General features: G+C 65.4%; 21 protein-coding genes. 7 read left to right on the top strand and 14 right to left on the bottom strand.

The features are described 5' to 3' along the window. Positions 1-48: 48 nt before the first annotated feature. Both B4394_RS06730 and B4394_RS06735 read right to left on the bottom strand, forming a co-directional pair. Positions 49-1128 (bottom strand): hypothetical protein, encoded by a 1080-nt coding sequence (locus B4394_RS06730; protein ID WP_078314545.1) that lies wholly within the window; start codon positions 1126-1128, stop codon positions 49-51. Further along, positions 1125-2453 carry a hypothetical protein gene (locus B4394_RS06735; RefSeq protein WP_078308525.1) on the bottom strand — a complete coding sequence of 443 codons (1329 nt, stop codon included), beginning with the start codon at positions 2451-2453 and terminating at the stop codon, positions 1125-1127. Before B4394_RS06735 ends, B4394_RS06730 begins: the two co-directional genes overlap by 4 nt. A 68-nt stretch (positions 2454-2521) precedes the next feature. On the opposite strand from B4394_RS06735, the gene B4394_RS06740 reads away from it, so the two are divergent. Continuing rightward, positions 2522-2959, top strand: a complete 438-nt coding sequence (locus B4394_RS06740) for a hypothetical protein (protein ID WP_078314626.1) — start codon at positions 2522-2524, stop codon at positions 2957-2959. A 1-nt stretch (position 2960) separates the two neighbouring features. Here the strand turns inward: B4394_RS06740 and B4394_RS06745 are convergent, their stop codons facing one another. From B4394_RS06745 to B4394_RS06755, 3 genes are read right to left on the bottom strand one after another with little or no spacing between them, the layout of a single operon-like run. Then, on the bottom strand, positions 2961-4163 hold the full coding sequence (locus B4394_RS06745) for a CHAT domain-containing protein (protein ID WP_139359972.1): 1203 nt from the start codon (positions 4161-4163) through the stop codon (positions 2961-2963). Beyond that, complete coding sequence (locus B4394_RS06750) at positions 4160-5845, bottom strand: hypothetical protein (RefSeq protein WP_078314627.1); 1686 nt, start codon at positions 5843-5845, stop codon at positions 4160-4162. Before B4394_RS06750 ends, B4394_RS06745 begins: the two co-directional genes overlap by 4 nt. A 56-nt stretch (positions 5846-5901) precedes the next feature. After that, positions 5902-6360: a lipoprotein LpqH gene (locus B4394_RS06755; protein ID WP_078314628.1), complete on the bottom strand. Its 459-nt coding sequence runs from the start codon at positions 6358-6360 to the stop codon at positions 5902-5904. A 128-nt stretch (positions 6361-6488) separates the two neighbouring features. Between B4394_RS06755 and B4394_RS06760 the strand changes: the two genes are divergently transcribed. Genes B4394_RS06760 through B4394_RS06770 form a run of 3 tightly spaced genes read left to right on the top strand, consistent with a single transcriptional unit; the run spans position 6489 to position 9021 of the window. Further along, positions 6489-7277 carry an SAM-dependent methyltransferase gene (locus B4394_RS06760; protein ID WP_078314547.1) on the top strand — a complete coding sequence of 263 codons (789 nt, stop codon included), beginning with the start codon at positions 6489-6491 and terminating at the stop codon, positions 7275-7277. A gap of 10 nt (positions 7278-7287) precedes the next feature. Beyond that, positions 7288-8076 carry a carbon-nitrogen hydrolase family protein gene (locus B4394_RS06765; RefSeq protein WP_078308060.1) on the top strand — a complete coding sequence of 263 codons (789 nt, stop codon included), beginning with the start codon at positions 7288-7290 and terminating at the stop codon, positions 8074-8076. Between the two features lie 15 nt (positions 8077-8091). Next, positions 8092-9021, top strand: a complete 930-nt coding sequence (locus B4394_RS06770; RefSeq protein WP_078308058.1) for an LmeA family phospholipid-binding protein — start codon at positions 8092-8094, stop codon at positions 9019-9021. Here B4394_RS06770 and deoC read toward each other — a convergent pair. Further along, positions 9018-9710, bottom strand: a complete 693-nt coding sequence (gene deoC / locus B4394_RS06775; RefSeq protein WP_078314548.1) for a deoxyribose-phosphate aldolase — start codon at positions 9708-9710, stop codon at positions 9018-9020. The genes B4394_RS06770 and deoC overlap by 4 nt on opposite strands. Positions 9711-9728: 18 nt before the next feature. On the opposite strand from deoC, the gene B4394_RS06780 reads away from it, so the two are divergent. Continuing rightward, on the top strand, positions 9729-10547 hold the full coding sequence (locus tag B4394_RS06780) for an isocitrate lyase/PEP mutase family protein (RefSeq protein WP_078314549.1): 819 nt from the start codon (positions 9729-9731) through the stop codon (positions 10545-10547). Positions 10548-10577: 30 nt separating this feature from the next. On the opposite strand, the gene B4394_RS06785 is transcribed toward B4394_RS06780, so the two are convergent. The 6 genes from B4394_RS06785 to B4394_RS06810 all read right to left on the bottom strand — a co-directional run bounded on the left by B4394_RS06785 (position 10578) and on the right by B4394_RS06810 (position 14633). Next, on the bottom strand, positions 10578-11039 hold the full coding sequence (locus tag B4394_RS06785; RefSeq protein ID WP_078308045.1) for a transglycosylase family protein: 462 nt from the start codon (positions 11037-11039) through the stop codon (positions 10578-10580). Between the two features lie 356 nt (positions 11040-11395). Further along, the gene (locus B4394_RS06790; RefSeq protein WP_078308043.1) at positions 11396-11776 is read right to left on the bottom strand and encodes a DUF2599 domain-containing protein; all 381 of its coding nucleotides are present in this window, start codon (positions 11774-11776) and stop codon (positions 11396-11398) included. Then, complete coding sequence (locus B4394_RS06795; protein WP_078300852.1) at positions 11776-12054, bottom strand: DUF2516 family protein; 279 nt, start codon at positions 12052-12054, stop codon at positions 11776-11778. The genes B4394_RS06790 and B4394_RS06795 overlap by 1 nt, the downstream gene beginning before the upstream one ends. Positions 12055-12102: 48 nt before the next feature. Next, positions 12103-12750: a heparin-binding hemagglutinin gene (locus B4394_RS06800; protein WP_078308041.1), complete on the bottom strand. Its 648-nt coding sequence runs from the start codon at positions 12748-12750 to the stop codon at positions 12103-12105. A gap of 32 nt (positions 12751-12782) precedes the next feature. After that, on the bottom strand, positions 12783-13199 hold the full coding sequence (locus B4394_RS06805; protein WP_078308039.1) for a helix-turn-helix domain-containing protein: 417 nt from the start codon (positions 13197-13199) through the stop codon (positions 12783-12785). A 99-nt stretch (positions 13200-13298) separates the two neighbouring features. Then, positions 13299-14633: a DUF445 domain-containing protein gene (locus B4394_RS06810; protein ID WP_078314629.1), complete on the bottom strand. Its 1335-nt coding sequence runs from the start codon at positions 14631-14633 to the stop codon at positions 13299-13301. 76 nt (positions 14634-14709) lie between these two features. On the opposite strand from B4394_RS06810, the gene B4394_RS06815 reads away from it, so the two are divergent. Further along, entirely contained in the window at positions 14710-15429 is a 720-nt protein-coding gene (locus B4394_RS06815; protein WP_078308520.1) for a TetR/AcrR family transcriptional regulator, read from the top strand. A gap of 25 nt (positions 15430-15454) precedes the next feature. Next, entirely contained in the window at positions 15455-16294 is an 840-nt protein-coding gene (locus B4394_RS06820; RefSeq protein WP_078314550.1) for a polyphosphate kinase 2 family protein, read from the top strand. 25 nt (positions 16295-16319) lie between these two features. On the opposite strand, the gene B4394_RS06825 is transcribed toward B4394_RS06820, so the two are convergent. Together B4394_RS06825 and B4394_RS06830 are read right to left on the bottom strand one after the other, a co-directional pair. Then, positions 16320-17189 carry a cyclopropane mycolic acid synthase family methyltransferase gene (locus tag B4394_RS06825; protein WP_070915620.1) on the bottom strand — a complete coding sequence of 290 codons (870 nt, stop codon included), beginning with the start codon at positions 17187-17189 and terminating at the stop codon, positions 16320-16322. A gap of 74 nt (positions 17190-17263) precedes the next feature. Further along, the gene (locus tag B4394_RS06830; protein ID WP_078308033.1) at positions 17264-17923 is read right to left on the bottom strand and encodes a TetR/AcrR family transcriptional regulator; all 660 of its coding nucleotides are present in this window, start codon (positions 17921-17923) and stop codon (positions 17264-17266) included. Position 17924: the final 1 nt, after the last annotated feature.

Here is a 17924-nt window from a genome sequence, read left to right on the forward strand (position 1 = left end):
GCGCAACAGGTTCGGTGCTCCCTCATGACGACGCCCCCGGCGCCGACATCAATAGTCCGATTCGGCGGCGAGCAGCTCGGCGAGGAACACGTCAGGGGCGGGGGCCGCGAGCCGGGCGCGTGCGAATGCCCGGACCCGATCGCGTAGCTCGCTCGACTCGGTGGCTTCTCCGGCGCCCACGCTGACCCGCGCCGCCGACCAGTCGGCGTTCCAGGCTTGTGCCTCATCGGCGGGCCGACCGTCGGCGTCGAACACCGGCAGCAGCGCGCCCCCTTCGGCGTCCAACGCCCCGGCCGCATGAAACGCACCGCAAGACAACGAGACCGGAATACCCGCGGCTGATTCGGGGCCGGATAGCGCCGCCCGCAGCTGGGCCATTACCGTCGCGCCCTCGGCGACTACCCCCCACGCCAGATTGCGTTCGGCCGCGTCGAAGATCCCCGGTGGTACGTCCGACCAGGCGATGGTCACGTTCCCTGCGGCGATCACGCCCGAGGGGCTGGACTCGCCGTCCAGACCGGCCGCCAGCGCGTAGTCCTCGCGTCGCGCGGCCGTGGCGGCCGGTGCACCCCACTGGAGTCCAGCATCATCGGCCAGGTCACGACACCGTGCCACGAGCGCGTCCACGCGCGGGTCGCGATACGAGCCGAGCGCCGCACCGTGGGGCGCCAGCAGCTCAGCCACGTCGGCATCCAGGGTGTCGTCGGTGAAGTAGCCCTCGGCAGCCGCGGTCAGCACCGCGAGTTCAGCGTCGAGCACCGGCCGATCCAGCGCGACAATGCCGTCACGGCGACTCGCCGGCCACCATCGCCGCAGCCAATGTCCCAACGCCAGCCGCCGCAAGGAATCTGCCGACCCCGGCAGCACCGTCACCGACGGCAGCTCGATCACCTCGGCGGGATCGGGATCGCGCAGCGCCTCGATGACCGCGACGTGCCCGGCCTCACCGAGCACCCTCCACATCCAGTCGGCTCGCGCCGCATCGGTGAAGCTGATCACCGGCAGATGCGACGGGTCGTCAATCGGCCAGGACAACACAGCCCCACTGACCTCGAGAAGCGCCACCGCGCCAACCGGGGCAGGTGCGGAACCTGTTGCCCACAAACCAGATTCATTGATCAGCTTCATGCCGTGGCCTGCAATTCCAGCATGGCCTTGATCCGCTGCCGGTGGTCCAGGCTCACCGAGCGGGCCACCCCCTCCAGCAGCGACCGAAGATCATCGACATCGCCGCAGGACTCCTGCCAGACATCGCGGCCATGCAACCTGGCCCACAGCCTGCTCACGTAGGGCCGCGCGAACGCCGCGAGGTCGTCGACAACCTGTCGCTGCCGGGGATGGATCGCCGCACCGTCGGCGAGATAGCGCCGGGCGTGCATCACGTAGGCCTCTTTCACGAGCCGGGCCTGGACGCGCCCGGACAGGTTGTAACGTGTCGTCACCGAATCACCCAGTGGCCGCAGGTCTGTCGCCATCTCAACGCCCGCCAGCAGGGCAGCTTGTTTGTCCTCGCTCATCAGCCCCCATGGGGCGCAGGCCCGGTCGACCTCCTCGGCGCACAGCAGCGGGACATCGGGCAGCTCGTCATGGTCCAGCGCCCGGCGCAGCGTGGCCCGCACCCGATCAACGACGCTGCGATCCAGCGGACGGTCGCCGTCGGTGTCTCCATCGATGGCCGGCGGCAGTTGCGGTTCAGCGGAACTCAATCCGATCTCGACAATGGACCACGGCAGCGTAGCGACCACGCCGTGCGCACTCGCGCCCAGGTTGTACGGGGTGGCATCGGCGATGAGTGCCGTCCAAACCCGTTGGCGTGCAGACATCTCACGGTGAGTACTGGCCTCGCCCAGGACCGTGGTAAGGCCCGTGAAGAACGGGCCGGTGATGGTGTCGTCCGGCCGCACATCGCGCCAGCTCCGGTCTCGCAATCTGGTGAGTCTGGCGACCACGTCGGGGTCATCGACATGGCGGTTGAGCACCTCGATCGCCGTACGGTCCCGATCACGGTGCAGATCGTGCAGAACCTCCGTTGCGGTGCGCTGATCCTCAACCTGCGGAACGCCTTTGGTGACAGCCAATTCGAAACACACCGGGAAGTAGAGCTCTTGAGCGTTACCCGTCGTAATGCGCTGTCTGCGCCGCTCGGCCTTGAGCATCACGAACCAGTCCGCCGTGGCCCGCAGCTGTGGACCATGTCCCACGATTTGAGCGTGCATGGCAGCGGCCACCTCGGGCCCCAGCACTGGAGCCGAGAAAGCCGCATTGCTCCGCAACCTCAGCACCAGAGGGTCCAGGATCCGTTTCACGGTCCGGCGCAGCGGCCCACCGTCGTCGGCACTGAGCACCTCGACACCGGGGCCGATAGCGCGCCAGGCCCGGTCGATCACGGCACGCCGCGGCACCGCCGACCGCACCGAGACGGCGGCCTCGGATGTTGCCGACCCGATGCTCACCGTCACAAGGGTAATCGCTTTCGGCCACCCGAAAGTTGGGTTCGGTAGCGGCGGGCCTGGTCGACGATATCGACATGACCACAGGACGATTTCCCACCATTACCAGGGTCTTCGGTGGATGCGCCGCGTTGCTGTCCGGCCGCCGGAACACCTCAGCACACTCGGACGCGGAGGCCGAAGAGCGGCTCGTCACGATCGAGGAATTCGCCGCCGAATTCGACCATGTACTGATCCGCAAGCGGCTGCTGACCGGGGCACAGCGCGCCGTGATCGACGGGGGCACCCGTTCTCGCGGGGTCGTCACCGGGTTGAGCGCCACCGGTTCGGGCCGCGAGATGCAACTGGACCTCATGGTGACCCGGCCGGACGGCCGCCAGTTCCCGGCACGCGAAACCGCGGTGATACCCACTTCCGCGCTGCCGAAGATGGCACCGGGCAGCGTGATCGACGCCTACTACCGGCCCGGAGATCACAGCATCATCGCGGTCTGGGTGTGTGCCGACTGACTCAGCGGGCACCGTCGACGGCGAAACTGACCACGGCCGCCCAATGCAGTGGAGTCGCCGCGCAGTCACCGTCGCGCCAGCGTCGCAACTGAACCCGCTGCCAGCGGTTCACCGCACGGCCCGCATCCTCGCCGCGGTGCGCCCGGTCGACCTCGGCGACCGTATCGGCCATGGGATCTTTTGCAGACAAGCCAAATTGACCGTAGGCCGCCGCAGTCGGCAACGACCACAGGGTCGCGGTGACCAGCTCCGCTCCCCCCAGGATCATCGCCGCGGCGAGCCCGGTTGCCTCATCGAAGCGGTAATCGCCTCCCGAGGAACAGGCCAGCAGCGCGACTCGCGGCGGGATCGAAAGCCGCGTAGCCATCATGTCGGCCGCGGTCAGCGGACGATCCTCGGCCAGGTGCAGGGCAGCCCGTTCAGCATGGCCCACGGTTCCCTCAGCCGCGCTGGCATGCCCGACGTAGAGCAGCCGGGCGGGGTGCTGCGCACACGCCCGCGCAAGCCAGTCGCGGTCGATATCGGTCCGGCGGAACAGTTCCACCGGCGCACCGACCGCGGGCAGCACCCGGTGACCGGCCATCAACTCGCCGAAATGGCGCGTCAGCGCGGCCTCCGGCGACGGGCGTCCCAGCACCGAGCCCAACGTCGAATCCGGTCGCTGCCCGGGGATCCGCGGATCCAGCAGGAGCACCACCGGACCGTTCTGGCGATCGCGCCACCGAGCCGGTGCACGCGGCGCATGCACGATGTTCGGCGGCACAGCCATCAACACGTCGGCCAGCTCCATCAATCGGACATCATCCGCACCCGGCATGGCCAGCTGCCCCCAGGGCACTCGCGCCAATCGCGGGCTGGGTGTCACGAACAACACCGCGCGCTCAGGTGACCCACCATCAGACAACGCAGACAACAGCGTCCAGCCGTCGGCTGCCACCAACGCGGACCCGAGCATGCGTGCCAGGTTCAATTCGGTCTCAACGCCGACGAAAGCCCCTGTGGTCAAGGCCCGTTCGATGACCACGAGTGCGGTCTCGGCGCCAGAAGGATCCGGCAGCGCGGCATTGAGGGCAGCGCAGGCCGTTTCCAGCGCCTGCTGCTCGACGACCCAGGTGATGGTTCGCGACGGCTCCCCCACCACCCGCAGGCTGGCGTAGGTGGCTACGCCCACGTCGGCGAATCGCAGGACCAGGGTGTCGGTCATGGCCACGTCGACCATTCGTCGTCGGCGGCGGTTACCTCACGGCCGTATCGCTGCCAGGCCAGCTCCCGGTAATCGCTCATGATCTGGTCACCGGCGGGATCCATCCTCATCGGCGGCAGCGGCCCGAGACGGGTGAGCCCACCGTCCGCCTGCACCGGCGGTGCCGCGGCGACGAGCGCGAGGTCGCCGTCGACGGGAACCGCTGCGGTGGCCGTGGCCGCCCACGCTCCCGATGACGGACCTACCCGGGTATCGCCCAGCTCTGTAGTGAAAGCCCCTCGCGCGCTGTGGTATTCGATCAACTCACTGACCAGTTCGGCGTTATCCCATTCCTTCGCCACCGCGAACGCGCCCGCGAGCAGAGGCGCCGAGACACATCTGGCCCAGCGCATGCGCGCCCCCGCGTCAGGGATCGCGTAGCGCACCGCGTCGACCGCCAGCGCCGCCGGCACCTTGAGCTCGGCGGCCCGTTGGAGCTTGGACATCCCGCGCCGGTACTCGGGACTGTCCGCACCACCGGACATCACCCCGGTCGTGGGATCCAGGCCCAAGTCGGCGAGCGCGTCGGCACGCCAGATGTTGCCCAGCTGATCGTCGAGCCGGGCGTACTGCAACCAGCTGTGCCGCGGATAGGAATCCAATAGCTCCCTGGCCTGCGCCACCTTCGCGGCCGCTTCGGCAAAGTCACCACGGAGTATGGCAATCCAGCTGCGCTGTAACAAGATTCGATGAATATGCAGTGGCTTTTCGATCTCACGCCAGTGCCGCTCGGCATGTCCCCAGCATTCATCGGCCTCGTCCAGTGCGTTCATCCGGAATCTGATCAGACCGAAGTACAGCCAGCTGCGGGATACGTCGTGTGCCCGGACATGCTCGGCGATCGCCGGGTATGCCTGGTGGACCAGCGTCTGGGTTTCGGCGATATCGCCGTCTGCCCATCGGGCCGCGGCTCGTTCCAACTGCGCACGGGCGCAGGCCAGTTGCCAGCCCCGCGCCCCCGCGCGCGCCTCGGCCCGCCGCAGCCACGGTTCGGCGTCGTCGAGCCGGCCGGTCTCCACACAGAATCGGCCATACGAGAGCGCGCCATTGACAAACAGATGGTCGGACTCGGGGTCGCCCTCGCGCACATACTCCTCGAGTAGATCGAGAACCTCGGCCCATACCGGCACCGAGTCCGCGTACATGTCGTCGTCGCACAGGCCCCGGGCAATCAAGATCCTGGCGTAACAGATGAGACCGCGGTGTTCGGCGGCCAAATCCTCGAAATCCCCAGCAGTTTCGATCAGTGCTCGCAGGCTTGCCGCGGCCCCGTCGTGGTCACCATTCGCCGCGGCCAGTCCCGCCGCGAGGAACTCAGCGCGCCGGGTATAGCGGCAGATCAGGCGGTCGACCTCGCCATCGGACAGGGCGACCTGCGCAGCAAGATCAGGCCGCAGCCCCGAGCGGATGTCGGCATAGGTCGCCAGGCATTCACGGATCCTCCGTACACCCTCCACCACGCCGTCGTAGGCGGTGCGCACCAGGTAGATCTCGGCGAGTTGAGCCAAGACCTCGCACGCGAGGTCGTCACGGTCGGCCTCCTCGGCCTGAGTCAACAGCGACAGCAAGATCTCCTTGGCGGCCTCTTCCTTGGCCGCCAAGGCCAGGTGACGGGCCCGCTCCAGGTCGCCGATGATCGTCACCTTCGAATAGTAGGAAGCGGCGGACGTGCTGTGCACGCCCGCCGCTTCTCGAGATGTCAGCCGCAGCTCACCTTGATGGTGAACGGCTTGGTGATCATCCCGGCCATCGGGTTCTTGACATCGGCACCGGAGGCCTCGCCGGTGATGGTGTACGTCTTCCCGTCGACCTTGACATCGGCCGAGCCAACGCTGGCCCCCATGCCGCTGCTGACCGCGAGTGCGGCACCGTCGTACACCAATCCCAGCGACTGCACCTTGGGCGGCGCCTCGTCGGTCATCACGACACCCAGGCCCTGTTGGCCGCTGACGGCACCGCTGGCCACATTGATCTTGCCGCCCTGCTTGACGCAGGTCACGGACTTGAGGTCGAGGCCGGCCAGGTCCTTGCCGTCCACCTTGACCTCGGCATTGCTGCCCGAGCTCACCTGCGATCCGCCCGGCTTGTCGGTCGAGCAGCCGACCACCACCGCTCCGGCAGCGAGAAGTCCCATGGCGCCCACGATCACTCGATTCATCATCTGTCCCTTCGTCGTCCGTCGCCCCGATGGCTCCGTCATGGCTCAAGTGAAGGCGGGCAGCGGCGCTACCGATCCCAAGAAATCCCGATTACCGCAGGCAGCGGCCGCCCAGGCACCATGGAGAGGTGGCACTCTCCCCTGCGTCCCGGCCGCACGGAACCATCACCCGTGGCACCACGGGCATCAACCGGCTGCGCCGTAGCGACCGCTGGCTGGTCCATCGCCCCGATGTGCAGACCGCGCTGGCCGATGCCGCCGATCCCCTGGTAGTGGACCTGGGATACGGCGCCATGCCCACCACCACCCTGGAGCTGGCCTCGCGGTTGCGGACAGTCCGGACAGACATCCGGGTGGTAGGACTGGAGATCGATCCGGAACGGGTGGTGCCGCCACGCGACGGGGTCCATTTCGGTCTCGGCGGCTTCGAATTAGCAGGCCACACACCGGTTCTGGTGCGCGCCTTCAATGTGCTGCGTCAGTACCCGGAATCGGAGGTGGCGCAGGCATGGGCCACGATGACGGCCCGGCTCGCACCCGGCGGGCTCATCATCGAGGGCACCTGCGACGAGCTGGGCCGCCGCTGCGCGTGGTTGCTGCTCGATGCGACCGGACCGCGAACCCTCACCCTGGCCTGCGACCCCTTCAACATCGAGAGACCATCCGACCTGGCCGAACGGCTACCGAAAGCCCTTATCCACCAAAATGTTCCGGGCCAACCCATTCACGATCTACTCACCGCCGCCGACCGCTCCTGGGCAGCGGCGGCCCCACACGGCGTGTTCGGGCCCCGAGTCCGCTGGCGCATGATGTTGAAATCACTGCGCGACAATGGCTTTCCCGTGGAACAACAGCGCAGACAGGTCCGTGACTGCATCTTGACGACACCGTGGGCGGCCGTGGCGCCACTGGCCTAGGCTGGAAGACATGCGGATAGTGTTGGCGCAGATCACCAGCAGTGCCGATCCCACCGAGAACCTGGCCACCGTCGCGGCCACGGTGCGGGATGCCGCCGCGCAGGGCGCCGCGTTGGTCGTCTTCCCGGAGGCGACCATGTGCCGGTTCGGTGTGCCCCTGCGCCCTGTCGCACAGCCCATCAACGGCCCGTGGGCCGACGGAGTCCGCACCATCGCCCACGACGCGGGCCTGACCGTCGTGGTCGGAATGTTCACCCCCTCCTCCGACGGCCGTGTCCACAACACGCTGCTGGCCACCGGCCCCGGCGTGGACACGCACTACAACAAGATCCATCTCTACGACGCGTTCGGCTTCCGCGAATCGGCCACCGTCGCGCCCGGGGACAAGCCGGTGCTCATCACGGTCGACGGAGTGAGCGTCGGGCTGACCACGTGCTACGACATCCGCTTCCCCGGCCTGTACACCGACCTGGCACATCGCGGCGCACAGGTGATCACCGTCAGCGCCTCCTGGGCCGCCGGAACCGGGAAATGGGATCAGTGGACGCTGCTGGCACGAGCGCGGGCGGCCGACTCGACATGCTTCATCGCCGCCGCCGACCAAGCCCTGCCCGCTCTGGAGACGCCCGCCAACGGTTCCCCGACGGGGATCGGCGGAAGCCTGCTGGCCTCACCCACCGGCGAACTCATTGCCCAGGCCGGTCCGGAGCCGGAGCTCATCGTGGCGGATTTGAACCTGGACGCGGTCGCCGAGACCCGCAAGATCTTGCCCGTCCTTAACCCGTCCTCAGCCGAGTAAGGCACAATCGCGCGGGTGACGACACCGCCTCAGCCGCCGCTCGGCCCACCCGGATCGACACCTTCCGAGCCTTCGCCGTGGCAACCGCCGTCCCAGCAGGTGCCGTCCCCGCACCAAGAGCAGCCGCCGACCCTGCAGAACCCGGTGGCTCCGCCCCCCGTCGAGCCCCCGCCCTCAGACGCGCCGCCGCAACCTGCCGAGCCCAAGAAGGGCCGCGACTACAGGTCACTGGTGCTCATCGCCGTCATCGTTGTCGCCGTATTTGTGGCCGCCGTCCTCGGCATCGAGCTCTACGCTCGCCAGCGGACCAGCAGTGAGGTGAATGCCGCCACGTCATGCCTGGTGCAGGACGGCGCGACCGCATCCTTCGGCCCGATGCCCCTCGTCGTGCAATACCTCGGCAATCACATCGACAAGCTCACGATCAAGACCGCGGGTAATCAGATCGCACAGGCCAAGAAGATGTCCGTCGCCATCACGGTCCGCGACATCTCGCTGAAGAAGACGGCCGACTCGCTCGGCACCATCGGACGCCTCGACGTCGAGGTGTCCTGGCCGACCGCCGGCATCACCGAGAGCGCGCGTGACCTCGTGCCGGGAATGCTCGGCTCGTTGGTGGGAGATGCCACCACCAACGAATCCACCGGCGAGGTGACGCTGAGCGCGGCCGGCGGGTTGGCACAGATCACCACCAAGCCCGTCATCAAGGACGGCATGGTGACGCTGCAATCTGAGAACGTGTCCGCGTTCATCGGCCTGCCCCGCGAGATCATCCAGCCGGCGCTCGACACCTTCTCCAAGGGGCTCGTCGGCGGTGCGTACCCGATGGGGCTCAAGGCCCAAGAGGTCAAGGTCACCAACGATGGGATCACGGTGAAACTGTCGAGCACCAACCAGCCCATGAAGCCGGTGGAGAATCCCTGCCTGCAGAACCTCTCGTTCTAAAGCAGGAACCCGTCCAGCACGGTCCGACTGCTCGACAGGCCTAGCCGGGTCGCACCGGCATCGAGCATGGCCGCGGCGTCCTGTGCCGTCCGGATTCCGCCGCTGGCCTTGACCTCGAGCCGACCGCCGACGGTCTCTGCCATGATGCGCACGGCCTGCACGGTAGCTCCTCCCGATGGGTGAAACCCGGTGGAGGTCTTCACAAAATCGGCCCCGGCGGCCTCGCTCACCCGGCAGGCCTCACGGATCGCCCCCGCACCGGAATGCTCCAGCAAAGCCGCGGACTCGATGATGACCTTGAGCGTTGCGGCCGGGACCGCCCGCCGGACCGCCTCGATATCAGCCTGCACCGCCGTGAAATCACCTGCCACCGCGGCACCCACATCGATCACCATGTCGATCTCGGTCGCACCTGCGGCTGCCGCGAGGGCGGCCTCGTGCGCCTTGACGGACGAAAGATGTTTTCCCGACGGGAAGCCCGCCACCGCCGCGACAATCAGCCCGGGAGCATCGACCGGGAGCATCGACGGCGAAACGCATACCGCGAGCACCCCGAGGTCGATGGCCTCCGCGATAAGGGCCTGCACGTCCCCGGCCGTTGCTTCGGGCTTGAGCAGCGTGTGGTCGATGCGCGCGGCAACCTCCCCGCGAGTGGGCCAAACCGCCGGTGTGCCTACCGAATCCGTCATGGGCGTAGCGTCCCATACATGACCTCCCAGCATGGGCGCGCGGTCGTGTTCTCGGCCCTTCATCAGTCCGGGACGTTCGTGGTCCCCAACCCGTGGGACGCCGGGTCGGCCCGCATCCTCACCGGCTGCGGCTTCCCCGCGCTGGCCACCACCAGCGCCGGATTGGCGTTCGCGCTCGGACGGCATGACGGCGCCAATCTGGTCAGCCAGGCCGAGACGCTGGCCAATGCTTCGCAGATCGCGGCCGCCACCCATCTGCCGGTCTCGGCCGACCTGGAGAACGGCGGCCCCACCATCGGGGACATCGCCATGACCATCCGCGAGGCGGCGGCCTCGGGGCTGGTGGGCGGATCGATCGAGGATGCCACCGGGATTCCCGGCGCACCGATCTTCTCGCTTGCCGAAGCGGTGGACCGCATTACGGCGGCGGTGCATACGGTGCGCGATTTACCGTTCCCCTTCACGCTGACGGCGCGGGCCGAGAACTTCCTCTACGGCAGGCCGGACCTGTCTGACACCATCACCCGGCTGACCGCATACGCCGAGGCCGGCGCCGATGTGGTGTACGCGCCGGGCCTGCCCGATGCCGACGCCGTCCGCGCCGTCTGCGCGGCAGTCGATCGCCCGGTCAATGTGCTCGCCACGGGGTTCGTGCTGAATCACTCGGTGGAGGAGATCGCGCAATGGGGTGTGCGCAGGATCAGCCTCGGATCCGCGATGGCACGCGCCGCACTGGGGGCGTTCGTCGACGGGGCCCGGGAGCTCGCGCAGCACGGCACCTTTGGATTCGCGACCCGCGCCATCCCCTATGCGGAAGCCAATGCCCTGTTTCCGTGAATCTTTCGGTGCACGTGATTTCTTGCCCGGCTAGCCGGCGGGGGGAATGAGCCCGACAACTCCGCTGCACATCTGGCGGAAGTTCACGATCCCGAAAATGCTGCCACCGGGAACGAATTGGCACCCCGAGCGCCCGGTCATCGGGCCGGTGCCGCCACCGCCACATTCGGGCCACGCACCAAGGCCTTGCGTCTGCATAACACTCTCGGCGACCGCGATCTGCTGTTCACGGGAAGCATCGGCGGGATTCCCAACGCCACCGTGGGACGCCCAGGTGGACGGCTTGAATTGCAGCCCGCCATAGAAACCGTTTCCGGTATTTGCAGACCAGTTTCCACCGGATTCACATTCGGCGATCGCGTCCCAATTCACAGAATCGGCCGAGGCGACGCTCGCGGTCATGGACAACGACATCACGAACAGCACGTTGACGATCAGACACACCGCACGCCTGTCGCGCACCCATCGCGCGCGGTCCATGACGACCTTCATGTCACTGCACCCCGATCCTCTGTCACCGGAGAGATCACGTGATGCGTGATGTACCACCTGCCACTCCGGTCGTGATCAGATTGTGATCACTGTTGTAATCGTTACTCACGAGGTGTGCGTTACGCAAGCGGAGAATGGTAAGAAAAGTTGCCACTGAGCTGCCTGATGCTTTAGTGATTTCTTACTTCCGCCAATAACGTCGAGATAAACCAGTAGTCTCGGGGGAATTACACGTTTGTCATTTAATCGCGCAATTGATTCACATCACAGTGCAATTTGCCCGCCCATACGGCGCAGACCGCGAACCCGCCCCTCGGACCCGAGATTGTGCCGCCGAGAGCCGGACGGGTCAGGGCCTAGATCTCAGGTCCACCCGGGTTGCACTGCGACACCGTCATCAACGCCTCGTCCACCGGCGGCCGCCATGGCTCCAGATTCCAGCTCGGCTTGTTCGGGATGAACACCCGCCCGTACCAATGGCAGTCGAACTGCATCCGCATACCCGGCGACTGCGCGTCGGGAGCCAATGCGAGAACCTCAGCCCACGCGATGTCCGCGCCGTCGGGTGCCTCATAGGTACGTCCCAGCGGCGTCGGGTAAATACGCAGCGTACGTCCCAAAGACATTGCGCCCCAAGACACGTGATCAATAAGTGCAGGCTCTACCGCAGCCGCGGGCACCGCATTCGCAGCCAGCAAGACGGCCGTCAGCGCAACCAGCGCCGCAACCGCGCGCATTACCGCGACTTGCCCTGCACCTCAAGCACACGGGGACGAACATCGACGAAGTACACCCCGGCCGCCACGGCGGCGATACCGGCGGTCAACAGCTCCAACCCCGGAATCAGGGTGAGCACGGCCGCTCCGGCAAGGATGACTATCCAGGTGGTCTTGGTCTGCTTTTCTGCCGCCACGAACGCATCTGCGGGCTGAATCGCGGCATGGACCAATCCGACGATCGCCGCGATAAGAGCGACGAGCGAGATCAGTGCGAAGACATGAAAAGTGAAAGCCACCCGATCAGCCTACGTGGCTGATCGGGTGGCTGTCAGAGCTGGAACTGCCTACTTCTGGGTGACGGTGCGGGTCGCCGTCTTCTTGGCCGGAGCCTTCTTGGCGGGCGCGGCCTTCTTGACAGCAGCCTTGGCCGGAGCGGCCTTCTTGGCGGGCGCGGCCTTCTTGGCAGGCGCCTTCTTGGCGGGCGCCTTCGCGGCCGGAGCGGCCTTGCTCGACAGGTCGATGCCGACCAGCTTGGCGGCACGCTCACCGACGGCGCGAGTCTGGCTGGCCACGGTGCCCAGCGCCTGCTCGGTCAGCTCGGCGTAATTGCCGACCAGACCCTCAGCGCGGGTGACGTTCTCCTCGATGCCGGGGGTGCTGCGGATGCGCTCAATAGCCTCTTCACCACGCTCAGCGAGGTTGTTGTAGATGTCGGTCGCCACCTGCAAGTAGGCCTCGGCAACCTTGCGCAGCTCCTCGGGGGTGAACCGGTCGCGCAGCTCGTTGACGTCGGTGGGCAGCTCGGCCGACAGCTCGCGCAGCCGGTCGCGGGTCTCGTCCACGCGGGCACCGGCCTCAGAGGCGGCCTCTTCGGCACGCTCGCGCAGCTTCACGACAACATCGGCGACCGCGGCCAGCGCCAGGTCACCGGCGCCGACGGCTACGTAGAACGGGGTCTTCAGGTCGTCGAACGAGGTGTTCTTCTTGGTCATGCCAGATTCCTTTCAGGGATGGGGAAAGTTATTCAGTTGTCGCCAGTAGATTCGGGGTCGGATTGAGCCAGATCCGAATTGGCTTCGGCGTTTTGCTGGACGAATGAGCCGTAGACGTCCAACAACACCTGCTTCTGTCGCTCGGTGATGACGGTATCGGCAATGATGGCGTCCCGTACCGGACTGGCATCACTACGATCCAAAATGCCCGCACGCACGTATAACACCTCCGCCGAAACCCTTAGCGCCTTTGCGATTTGATTGAGAACCTCTGCCGACGGACGACGCAGTCCGCGTTCGATCTGGCTGAGGTACGGGTTGCTCACGCCGGCCTTCTCGGCCAGCTGACGCACGGAGACCTGAGCGGCCTCACGCTGTGCCCGGATGAAGCCTCCGATATCGGAAGCGGCGTTGCTCACAGCGGTGGCGAGGTCTGATTCCTGCGACATAAGAACCACCGTAAGCTGCAGTGCTAGCTATTGCAAGCACTTCTGTTAGCAATGTGCTCCACGTCACTTCGGCACGGGAATAGCCGGGTCAGGGCCTTTTTAGAAGAGCACCTGCGCCACGGTATAGATGACCAAACCTGCTAGCGAACCCACCACGGTGCCATTGATGCGAATGAACTGCAGGTCACGGCCGACATGCAATTCGATCCGGCGACTGGCCTCCTCGGCGTCCCAACGCTCGATCGTTTCGGTGATGACGGCCGTTATCTCCGCGCCGTACTGATCCACCAGATGCCGGGCCGCGCGTTCCACCCAACCGTCGACCTTGTCGCGCACGGAGTCGTCGTCGCGCAGCGTCTCCCCGATCCGCACCACGGTGTCGGCAATCCGCGTACGTAGCTCGCTGGACGGATCGTCCACGGACTCGGTGATCATTTTCTTGGCAGCGGACCACGCGGTGGCCGCGGCGTTCTGGACTTCCGCGCGCGCCATCAACCGCGACTTGATCGCCTCGGCCTTGGCGATGGTCAGGTCGTCGTGCTGAAGATCGTCGGCGAACTCGTACAACAGCCTGTTCACGGATTGGCGCAGGTCATGATCAGGATTGCGACGCACCTTGTCCGTGAAGTCCACCAACTCGCGATAGATACGGTCGCCCACGAAATGGTCGACGAATTTGGGTGTCCAGCTGGGAGAGTCACGCACCACCACTCGATCGATGGTGTCGCTGGCGCCCAGCGCCCATTCAAAGGCACGGTCGCACAACAGCTGGATCACCGGCGCATGCCGGTCCTCCTTGAGCACCGTCGAGAGCACCCGCCCCACCGGCGGCCCCCACTTGGGTTCGGCGATCCTGCGCACGATCACGCTGTCTATCGCCTGCTGCACGTCCTCGTCGCGCAGCATCTGCGCGCCGACCCGGAGCACCGTGGAAGCCTCGGCCGCAACCCGCTCGGCATGCGACCGGTCACTCATCCACTTGCCCAGCCGGCCCGCGATCTGCGCATCCCGCACCTTGGCAGTGATGACGGCCGGCGACATGAAGTTCTCCCGGACGAAGTTCCCGAGCCCCTCCCCCAGCTGATCCTTCTTGCGCTTGATGATCGCTGTATGCGGGATCTTTAGCCCAAGCGGATGCCGGAACAGGGCGGTTACAGCAAACCAGTCTGCAAGCGCACCGACCATGCCCGCCTCTGCGGCCGCTCCGACATAACCCACCCAGCCCAGCGCCCCGACCGACTGCCACCAACGGCACGCCAGAAACAACACGGTAGCCGCGACCAGGAACCCTGTAGCCACGGCTTTCATTCGGCGAAGCTGCTTCTGGCGCTCCTCGTCGACGGCCGAATTGCCCATCGCGAAGACGCCGCCGGACGCATTCCGCGTGCGCGGCTGATCGCTATGCTTGCCTGCCACTCCTCCATCATCCGGTATCGAGCGCGTCACGCATCCCCGAGGGGCCCGTGAAGTAGTATCGGTTACAGATAACTAAGGGAATGTGGCGATAACCGTGGCAAGTAAAACGCAGCCTGCGGCTATCAAGACTGATGGTCGCAAGCGCCGCTGGCATAAGCACAAGGTCGAACGACGAACCGAACTCGTGGACGGCACCCTCGATGCCATCAGGCACCGGGGGCGTGATATCAGCATGGATGAGATCGCCTCCGACATCGGCGTCTCCAAGACGGTGCTCTACCGGTACTTCGTCGACAAGAACGATCTGACGACGGCCGTCATGACACGGTTCGCGCAGACCACCCTCATTCCCAAGATGGCCATGGCTCTGTCGGCCCGGCTGGATGGCTACGACCTCACCCGCACAGCGATCAAGGTGTACGTCGAGACTGTGGCCGCCGAGCCCGAGATTTATCCGTTCGTGATGGCCAACAGCTCCACCAGCCGCAGCAAGGCCATCGCGGATTCCGAACGCATCATCGCCCGCATGCTCGCGCTGTCGTTGCGCCGCCAGATGTCCGAGGCGTCCATGGACACCCGCGGTGTGGAGCCGTGGGCGTACATGATCGTCGGCGGCGTGCAGCTGGCGACCCACTCGTGGATGTCGCACCCGCGGATGAGCTCCGATGAACTCATCGACTACCTGACGATGATCTCCTGGAACGCGGTGCTGGGCATCGTGGGTGTGGGTGGGTCCCGGGAGAAGTTCGTCGACATGCCACACCCGTCACCGGTTCCTCCTCCACCACAAGTGCGTCAAACCCACTCCGGGTAACCCGACGTCGCTAGGGTCACTGGGCATGACCCCCAGGATCGACACGTCCGCACTGCGCTATCGCTCCGGCTTGCTGTTCGCCGATGTCGATACCCGTTCCACACCCGGGTTCGACGGGTCGCGAGAGGACGGCGAAGCCCTGCAGGCCGAACTGTCCGAGCGCCTCGGGGTGCTACAAGAGCTGCTGTACGCCAATGGGCGCAGCGGCGACCACCGTTCGGTGCTGCTGGTTCTGCAGGGCATGGACACCTCCGGCAAGGGAGGTATCGTCAAACATGTTGTGGGACAAGTTGATCCGCAAGGAATTGAACATGCGAGCTTCGGGGTTCCCACAGCGGAAGAACGTAAGCACCACTATCTGTGGCGCATTCGCAACGCACTGCCTTCGGGTGGGCAGCTCGGTGTCTTCGACCGTTCGCACTATGAGGATGTCCTGGTGGTGCGGGTGCACGACCTGGTGCCGCCGGAGGTCTGGGGCGCTCGCTACGACGAGATCAATGCCTTCGAGAAGGAGCTGACCGAGGCAGGCACGACAATCCTCAAGGTGGCCCTGGTGGTATCGCTCGACGAGCAGAAGGAACGCCTCGCCGAGCGGCTGGACCGTCCGGACAAATACTGGAAGTTCAATCCCAACGACATCGACGAGCGTGCGTTCTGGTCCGCCTACCAGGATGCGTATCAAGCGGTGCTGGAGAAGACGAGCACCGAGTACGCGCCCTGGCACGTCATCCCGTGCGATCGCAAGTGGTACAGCAGACTCGCGGTTACCGCACTTCTCGACGAAACACTGGACGGCCTAAATCTCTCGTGGCCACCCGCCAATTTTGATATCGAGGAACAGAAACGCCGCCTCACGCAAGCGTGAGACGGCGTTGACCTGTTAAGTCTCGCTATTTGACGAGGGTGAACTGACCCACGTTGGTGATACCGCGGCGGAAGAAGTCCGCGCAACCGGTCAGGTACCGCATGAAGCGGTCGTAAACCTCTTCGGACTGAATCCTGATGGCTTCCTCGCGGCGCTGTTCAAGATTCTGGGCCCAGATATCCAGGGTCTTCGCGTAGTGCGGCTGCAGCAAATGCGTGCGCTCCAAAGTGAACCCGGAACCAGCAGCTAGTTTCTCGATATCCTCGACCGCCGGCAACTGACCACCGGGGAAGATCTCCTCGCCGATGAACTTCATGAATTTCAGATCACTGATGGTGAGTGGAATTCCATTTTCCCGGAAGAATTTCTGAGTGTGGGCCAAAATGGTGTGCAAAAGCATTCGGCCATCATTGGGAAGAATGTCATATGCGCGTTCAAAGAAGATCGGGTACCGCTCTTGCTTGAATGCCTCGAATGCACCGATCGTGACAATTCGATCGACTTTATCGTTGAATTCTTCCCAGCCCTGCATGCGAATATCGGCGGTACGGCCAGTTTCCTCGGCCACCTTCGCCAGGCGGGTGCGGCTGTACTCGCTCTGATTCTTACTCAACGTAATACCGACGACGTTGACGTCGAACTTACGCATGGCGCGCTCCAGGCATGCGCCCCAACCACAGCCGATATCCAGCAGGGTCATTCCCGGCTCGAGGTTGAGCTTGCCGAGCGCCAGGTCAAACTTCGCCAGCTGCGCCTCGGCAAGGGTCAGGTCGTCACGCTCGAAGTAGGCGCAGGTATAGCCCATGGTTTCTTCGTCAAGGAAAAGGCCATAAAATTCGTCCGAAATGTCGTATATGGACTGAGATTCCTCGTAGTACGGCTTCAGATCGGACATTTACTGCAGCACCTAATTCCCATCACATTTTGGCTACTTTGTACTGGCCCGCAGACTAGCACGGTCAACTGTGCCTACCTCTTAGGAACGGCCACCGGCCAGTCCAACTGCACCAACAGCGCTCGAGCCGCCCCCTCAACCTGATCAGCATCCCCCGTAACCCCCAGAACGCGCAAGGTCGCATCGGCCAATGCCTCGGGAGCTATGGAATCACCGTCGGCGCGGAGCATGATCACCGACTCGACGAGCCGGAAGGGCAGGCGCTCCACCCCCTCGCGGATCATCTCCGCGCGGCACGCGGCGGCGGCCAGATCCTGATAGTGCGCGCGGAGCTGGTCGCGCTTGCGCCGGAACACCACGAATCGATCGGCACGCAGATCCGGTAGTAGATAGAGAGCGCCCAGGTTCCACCGGCTCGCCGCCAACTGGGCGGCGTCGGCGAGCGCGAGGGCATAGAGACGCACGACTGGGGGCTCCGGGCGATCGGCGATCAGCGCCGCATAATGCAGCGGCTGGTCGATCGTCATCGCCAGCAGCGCATCGAGGATGTCGTCCTTGGTCTTGAAGTGGTAGTAGAGCGAGGCCTGCTGCACGCCCACCGACTCGGCGATGCGGCGGGTGGTGGTTGCCGCGAACCCGTCGGTGGTGAACAACTCGGCCGAGGCATCGAGGATTTCGTCGCGAGTGGTGTTCCCCTCGCGAATGGGACTGATACGCCGCGGTCGCCCTGACATT

This window comes from Mycobacterium sp. D16Q16 (assembly GCF_002013745.1).
Taxonomy (GTDB): domain Bacteria; phylum Actinomycetota; class Actinomycetes; order Mycobacteriales; family Mycobacteriaceae; genus Mycobacterium.